Genomic DNA, 6,903 nt, shown 5'->3' with positions numbered 1-6,903 from the left:
AGCACAGCCGCTTGAGGATGGTAGGCGAAGCCATCACTTCTCCGCCATCGTCCGGTGACGGGTTCTGGGCTTAGGTGGCGTAGAGGGCGTCAATCCGCGCCTGGTGGGTGGCGGCGATGCGGTCTCGTCGCTGCTTGAGGGTCTGGGTGAGCAGCCCGTTCTCGATGGTGAAGGGGTCCACGATGGCCACGGCGCCGAGGCGCTCCTCCCGCCGGGAACCGCGCCGTTGCGCCAGCAACTGGTTCAGTTCGCGACGCAACCCCTCCTCAAGCCGGGCCGGTTCCGCGGATCCCTCTTCCTTCTGCTCCTCCAGGGCGGACTCGTCCAGCACCACCAGGGCCGCCAGGGTGCGACGATCCTGCCCCACCACCATCACCTGCTGCACCAGGGGATGGGCCAGGAGGGCGTCTTCCAACGGCGTGGGTTCAATGTTTTCCCCGTTGGCCAGCACAATGGTGTCCTTGGCCCGTCCCGTGATCATCAGGGAGCCGTCCGGCAGCAGATATCCCAGATCACCGGTGTCGAACCAGTTTTCCCCGTCAAGAACCTGGGCTGTGGCCTCGGGCCGCATCAGGTAGCCTCCCATTACCTGGGGACCCCGGGCCTGCACGATCCCCGTTTCTCCCCATCCCATCACTTCCCGGGGACCCATGGTCCTGTCCGTGGCCACAATGCGGATTTCCGTGCCGGGCAGGGGTTGGCCGGCGCTGCCCCGCCGGTTCCACCAGGGGCGCCGCACCGTGAGCACGGGGCTGGTTTCCGTAAGGCCGTACCCCACCAGCAACTCGATGCCCACCGCCTCGAAGAAGCCGTCCACTGCCGGGCTCAGGGCGCCGCCGCCGCTGATGGCAAGGCGCAACTGCCCCCCCGCCAGCTTTTGCCGCACCTTGGACCAGAACAGCAGCCCGGCCAGGCGGTGGAGGGGGAAGCTCACCCCGGCCAGGGCCAAGCCCAACAGCCGTTGCCCGGGGTTGCAGGGAACGGGATGAAGATTCCGCCAAGCCCGCCACTGCCCGCAGTGGAAGCGGCTACAGGCCAGGGCAAAGCGCACCAGATTGCGGCGGCTGGAGGGCGCCTGACGCAGGACGTTGTCGAAGCCCTCCTGAATTTTTTCCCAAAGGCGCGGCACGCTGGTGAGAAAATGGGGCCGCACCTTTTGTAAATCTTCCCGCAGGTCGCGGATGGTGGTGTAGGTCTGCTGGCAACCGCAACTGAGGAGAAAGTAGCCGGCCGCCCGCTCGTAGGAATGCCAGATGGGCAACACACTGAGGGCCCGTTCCCCCGGGCTGGCCTGAACCGCCACGGCCAGTTGCTGGATCAGGTAGATCAGGTTGCGGTGGCGCAGGGGGACCCCTTTGGGACGGCCCGTCGTGCCCGAGGTGTAGAGGATGGTGGCCACCGCCTCGCCGCTGAGCACCGCGGCTTCATGGACAGGCTTGCCCTGGGCCCGTTGCTGCAACCCGGACCAGGACAGCAGCGGCACAGCGGGCCAGTCGAGTGTGTCAAGATGCGCCTCGTCGGTCAGCAACACCACAAAACGCAACCGCTCCCAGATTTTCTGACTGAGGGGCAGACCTTGCAGACGCTTCAACAGAGCGGAATCTTGCAGGATGAGGCCAGAGGCGTTGCAGTCCTCAATGATGTAGTGCAACTCCTCCACCGGCGCTGTGGAACCCCGCACAGCGTCAGCGGCCCCACAGCTCATCACCGCCTGATCCGCCAGGAGCCAGCGGGGGCTGTTGTCCGCCAGGAGCGCCACCACGTCGTCGGCCCCCAGACCCAGGCTGCGCAAGGCTGTCCGGGTTCTGCCGATGGCGGCTTCCAGTTCGGCGAAGGTGAACTCCTCGGGCGGGGCGCCGTGGGGGGCGGCCAGCGCCCCAAGGGAGCCATGGCGGCGCGCCAGTTCCGGCCAGAGGTCGTGGAGTTGCTTCAACCCGCTCCAGTCAGGTCCCGACTGTTGGGCGCGGGCATCGGCCCGGGTGGCCCGCCAGGCGATATGGGCTTTGGATTGGCTGCTCATCTCGCCGAACGTCAGCATGTTGGCCACCACTATCCCACAGGCGGACGGGGAGCAACTCCAGGTTGAACTGCCGCCGGACCGCCGCCAGCAGCAGCGGTTCCACGTGGGCACAGGTGAGGCCGGGGCGCCAGTCCAGCAAACGACCCACCCCATGATCCCTCAATCCACAGGGAACAATGGGGTCAAACCCCTGCAAGCTGCAGTTCACGTTGAGGGCCAGGCCATGGCGGGTGATCCAGCGGCGGCAGCCAATGCCCACGGCGGCCACCTTGCGGCCGCCGCACCACACCCCGGTCAGGCCCGGTTGGCGCTCACCGGGTAACCCCAATGCCGCCAGCACCGCCAGCACAACGTCCTCCAGGCTGCGCAAATACCAGTGCAGGTCCGGTGTGTGGCGTTGCAGGTTCAGGACGGGCCAGAGCACAAGCTGGCCAGGGCAGTGGTGGGTCACCTCGCCACCGCGATCCAGGTGGTGCAGGGGGTGGGGCAGACCCTGGGGGCCATGGCGGAGATGGACGGCGCTGCTGCCCCGTCCCATGGTGTAGCAGGGGGGATGCTGCATGAGCAGAAACGCCTGGCGACCAGCGGGCTGGAGCAGGAGTTGCTCCTGCCGGCGCCGCTGCTGCGCCAGGGCCTCCGTGACGGGCATCAGCCCGAGCTGCAACAGATCCGCTTGCCCCATGGTCCAGGAGGGGGGTTTGGTCATTACCCTGAGGCCAGCACCTGTGTTCAGGAGCAGCCTATGAAGCTATTGATCCATGGCCGTAATCTCAAGATCACCCAGGCCATCAGTGACTACACCAGAGACAAGCTGAGCCGCGCCGTGGCCAAGTTTGAGGGCCTGATCAGCGAAGCCGAAGTGCATCTTTCCGTGGCCAAGAATCCCAGCGTGCAGCAGCAGACTGCGGAGGTGACCATCTTTGCCAACGGCGCCATCATCCGCGCCGAAGAGCGCTCGGAGAACCTCTACGCCAGCATCGACCTGGTCTCCAGCAAGCTGAGCCGTCAACTGCGCCGTTACAAGGAGCGCATCAGGGATCACCACCGGGCCGAGGGCAACCGTTCCGATGGGGATGACGCCGCCCTCAACGGCAGCAGTGAAGCCATCGAACGACTCAATGCCCAGGGGCAGTCTCGACCGGCTCTGCCCACACCGGCAGTCCGCCGCAAGTATTTCGCCATGCCCCCCATGACCCTGGAGCAGGCCATCACCCAGTTGGAGTTGGTGGACCATGACTTCTACGTCTTCCGGGACCAGGAAGACAGGCAGATCCGGGTGGTTTACCGCCGCAATCACGGGGGCTACGGCGTGATTGAACCCCGGGGCTGATGAACCATCCGGTCGCCACGGAAGACCACGGCCCCCTGCAGGCGTTGCTGACCACCATTGACCTGCCGTCCCTGCTGGATCACGCCTGTCTGGATCCCCTGCAAGGCGGCAGCGCCCTGCGGGAACAGTTGGAGGCGGCCAGGTTCTGGGGTTGCGGAGGCTTCTGCATCCCGTCCGGGTGGGTCAGGAAGGCGCGTCCCCACCTGCCCCCCAACGGACCCAAGCTGGTGGCCGTGGTGGGATTCCCCACCGGCGCCGTGCCCTCCTCCGTGAAGCTGGCGGAGGCGGAGTGGGCGGCCGAGGCCGGCGCCGATGAGCTGGACGTGGCGCCGGACTTTGCCGCCCTTGCCGATGGCGACACGGAGCAGGTCTACGGGGAATTGGCGGCCATTGTCCAACTGGGCCTGCCGGTGAAGGTGATCACGGAGGCGGTCCGTCTGCCCGGCCCCCTGCTGGAGACACTGGTGGAGGTGGCTGTGGATGCGGGGGCCCAGTGGCTCAAGACCGGCGCCGGCTATGGGCCAGGGGTCACCCCTGACTTGGTGCGCCGGTTGGCGAGGCTGGCCCGCAGGCGGGCTGCCGTGAAGGCCTCCGGGGGGATCCACGGTCTGGAGCAGGCCTTGCGATTGCTGGAGGCCGGCGCCCAGCGGTTGGGGCTCAGTCGCGCCCCGGCGCTGCTGGAGGCCGCCCGCCGGCGTCAGCCCGGCGCGTTGCGCTGACGGGGCAACCCATGGCCCAGGTCCGCCTGGTTGATGTCAGCCTGAGCCTCAAGGCTTCCGCCTTGGGGGAGCGGGACCGTCTCCTCACGGTCGTCACCCCCGAGGAGGGCGTCATCCGGCTGGCGGCGCCCGGCGCCCGGCGCCCCGGTTCCCGTCTGGCGGGGGCGGCGCCTTTGCGGGAGTTGCGCCTTCTGGTTGCCAGAGGGCGCAGCCCCCTGGGGCGGGTGACTCAACTGGAGGTGCGACAAACCTTTGCAGGCCTGGGGCGGCGACTGGAATCCCTGGCGGCAGCCCAGTTGCTCGCCGAACTCACCCTCCTGCTGGTGTCCCAGGGGGATCCTGCCCCGGCCGGGGTGGAGTTGCTGCGGCTCCACTGGCAGCGGCTGGACCAACTGATTCCTGATGGGCCGACGCTGCGGGAGACAGTGGCCATTGCCGTTCAGGGGAGTATGCACCTGCTGGCCAGCGGCGGTCTGGCCTTGCCCACAGGCTGGTGTTGTGGTGACCACAGCCCTCTGGCGCCCCCCCTGGGGCATTGGGACTGGCGTTGCAGTTTCTTCCCGGCCGACGGCTTTCACCGGGGCAGGCAGCCCGGCGCCGTCATGGTGCTGAATGCCTCCGAGTTGGCGTTGCTGCAACGGCTGCAGCGCCCTGCCCTGCCCCGGCGGCGGGCGGATGGGCGCCTCATGGGACCCTTGCCGGTGTGGCAACGGCTGCTGCGACTGCTGCGGTTCTGGATTGGCCAGCACTTGCAGCGGCAACCACGCTCCCTGGGCTTTCTGGAGCAACTGGCAGCCGGTCCTGCAGGGACCGTTCATTCAGCCTTACCATGAAGGCCCTAGGCGCAACGGGACCGGTGCATATTGCCTGGCTTGGCAAGAAGTCTCCGTTCTGCGGCAACGTCACCTATGGACTGGCCATCACCAAGGCGCTGCGGGAGCGGGGTCATGGGGTGTCTTTCTTCCACTTCGACACCCCTGCGGCCCAGTTGAGCCTGGGGCGCATGTTCCGCAACACCCTGCCCCAGGATGCCGCCGCCCCGGACACCAGCTACGAAGCGGAGGGGGATTGGGACGATGGGCCGGAAGCCCCGGTCCCCACAACGAATCCGGGGGACGGGTTGCCGGAGGTGGCCCTCCCCTATCTGCTCCGGTCACAGATGTACACCATCCCCAGCCCCCAGGCTGCCCGTGACCTGCGCCATGCCCTGGAGCGTCTCCAGCCGGATCTGGTCCACGCCAGCCTCACCCTCTCACCCCTGGATTTCCGCTTGCCGGAAATCTGCCAGCAGTTGGGGCTTCCCCTGGTGGCCACCTTCCACTCCCCGTTCAGCGCCCGGCTGCGCAATGCCACCGCAGCCACCATGCGGCAGTTCTACAAGCTTTACGCGCCGGCCCTGGCCCGCTACGGCAGTGTGGTGGTGTTCTCCACGTTACAGGCGGAGGAGTTGGCGCGGCTGGGGGTGCCCGAGTCCCGCTTGGCCATCATTCCCAACGGCATTGATTCCCGGTTGTGGTGTCCCGGCCCCGGCGCCATGCCCCCGGTCTTCCAGGGGAAACGACTGTTTCTGTACATGGGCCGCCTGGCGCCGGAGAAAAACGTGGAAGCCCTGCTCAAGGCATGGCGCACTGTGCGGCCGGAGGGTTGCATGCTGGCGGTGGTGGGGGATGGGCCGTTGCGCGCCTCCCTTCCCCTGGCCAGTGACGAAGGAACGATCTACTGGTGGGGCTACGAAAAGCGGCTGGAGCAACGCCTCAACCTGCTGCGCAACGGGGACGTGTTCATCCTGCCGTCGCTTGTGGAAGGGTTATCCCTGGCGTTGCTGGAGGCCATGGCAGTGGGGACCGCCTGTGTGGCCACCGATGCAGGGGCCCATGGGGAGGTGCTGGCCGGGGGCGCCGGCATTGTCCTTTCTACGGAGAACGTGGCCGCACAACTGCGCACCGTCCTGCCCATCCTTCGCGATCAACCGCGCTTTACGGCTGATCTGGGGCATCAGGCCCGACAACGGGTGCTGGAGCGCTACACCCTGGCTGACAACGTCAGCGCCCTGGAACGTCTCTACCGTCAGCATGTTTTGATGTGACGGATGCCCCTGTTACCGGCTCAGCCGCAGCCGCCCCACCCATGGACAGTCCTTTTCCTGCTGCAGAACTCAAGGTGCTTTGGGAACGGTTTGAGGGTTCCCCTTTTGCCTTCTGGGACCGGATCTACACCAAAAGCAAAGACGCGGCCACCGTGTCCCAGGCCCTGGATCCCCTGTTGGCCCAAGGCTCCGACGAGTCTTTCGTGCAACGCATCCTGACGGCGGCCCGGGGGCATCCCGCTCAATCCTGAAACCTGTGTCACAGCGGGGCGGAGGCGCTGCTGCCGGGGAGGAACGGTGTGGATCCAGACCGTCCAGGCGGCGCGGCCATGGCCCGAATGCCCTGGGCGCGAACCACGTGGACCGGATCCTTCAGCCCGGCTTCAAGTCCTCCTGGGCCTGGAGTTGCGCCAGTGGGAGAATGGCCTGTGGGAGGTGGGGTTCACAGCTTCGACGACTTTGATCCCAGGAAAAGAGACGTGGCATCCGGCGGGAAACAGCAGATTGCCATTCCCATGTCACTGATCATCAACTCCCCGTATTTTCCACTCGATTATTGTCTTTTATCAGATTTCAGATCAATTCTCAGCGACAACTTCACCGGGAAAGGTCATGTTGATGGTTCCCATGATCCGGTCGGTTTCGGAGAGGATCTTCAGGATACGCTGGTAGTGCTTCACGTCATCAAAGCTGAGGATGCGGCCTTTGCGATCTTTCAGGTATTTCCGGGCGGGCTGGTAGCCGCCGA

Annotated in this window: 7 protein-coding genes; 5 read left to right on the top strand and 2 right to left on the bottom strand. The window is 66.3% G+C overall.

Translation table 11 applies throughout. The features are described from left to right. Positions 1-70 precede the first annotated feature (70 nt). Positions 71-2,038, bottom strand: a complete 1,968-nt coding sequence (locus BG35_RS0104950; protein WP_236619790.1) for an AMP-dependent synthetase/ligase — start codon at positions 2,036-2,038, stop codon at positions 71-73. Continuing rightward, positions 1,944-2,702, bottom strand: coding sequence for a lipoyl(octanoyl) transferase LipB (lipB, locus tag BG35_RS10380; protein WP_236619789.1), 759 nt, complete (start codon positions 2,700-2,702; stop codon positions 1,944-1,946). Before lipB ends, BG35_RS0104950 begins: the two co-directional genes overlap by 95 nt. Positions 2,703-2,762: 60 nt before the next feature. On the opposite strand from lipB, the gene hpf reads away from it, so the two are divergent. The 5 genes from hpf to BG35_RS10370 are packed head-to-tail and all read left to right on the top strand — an operon-like array spanning position 2,763 to position 6,406. Further along, positions 2,763-3,350 (top strand): ribosome hibernation-promoting factor, HPF/YfiA family, encoded by a 588-nt coding sequence (hpf, locus tag BG35_RS0104940; protein ID WP_025781954.1) that lies wholly within the window; start codon positions 2,763-2,765, stop codon positions 3,348-3,350. Next, positions 3,350-4,069, top strand: a complete 720-nt coding sequence (gene deoC, locus BG35_RS0104935) for a deoxyribose-phosphate aldolase (protein ID WP_051506149.1) — start codon at positions 3,350-3,352, stop codon at positions 4,067-4,069. The genes hpf and deoC overlap by 1 nt, the downstream gene beginning before the upstream one ends. An 11-nt stretch (positions 4,070-4,080) precedes the next feature. Next, on the top strand, positions 4,081-4,902 hold the full coding sequence (gene recO / locus BG35_RS0104930) for a DNA repair protein RecO (protein ID WP_025781952.1): 822 nt from the start codon (positions 4,081-4,083) through the stop codon (positions 4,900-4,902). Then, positions 4,899-6,155 carry a glycosyltransferase family 4 protein gene (locus BG35_RS10375; RefSeq protein ID WP_034417102.1) on the top strand — a complete coding sequence of 419 codons (1,257 nt, stop codon included), beginning with the start codon at positions 4,899-4,901 and terminating at the stop codon, positions 6,153-6,155. Before recO ends, BG35_RS10375 begins: the two co-directional genes overlap by 4 nt. 41 nt (positions 6,156-6,196) lie before the next feature. Then, positions 6,197-6,406, top strand: coding sequence for a hypothetical protein (locus tag BG35_RS10370; protein WP_152535174.1), 210 nt, complete (start codon positions 6,197-6,199; stop codon positions 6,404-6,406). Positions 6,407-6,903 lie beyond the last annotated feature (497 nt).

Origin of the sequence: Candidatus Synechococcus spongiarum SH4 (assembly GCF_000586015.1) — a bacterium.
GTDB classification, from domain to species: Bacteria; Cyanobacteriota; Cyanobacteriia; order PCC-6307; family Cyanobiaceae; genus Synechococcus_B; species Synechococcus_B spongiarum_F.
This window is presented reverse-complemented; position numbering and strand designations above follow the sequence as displayed.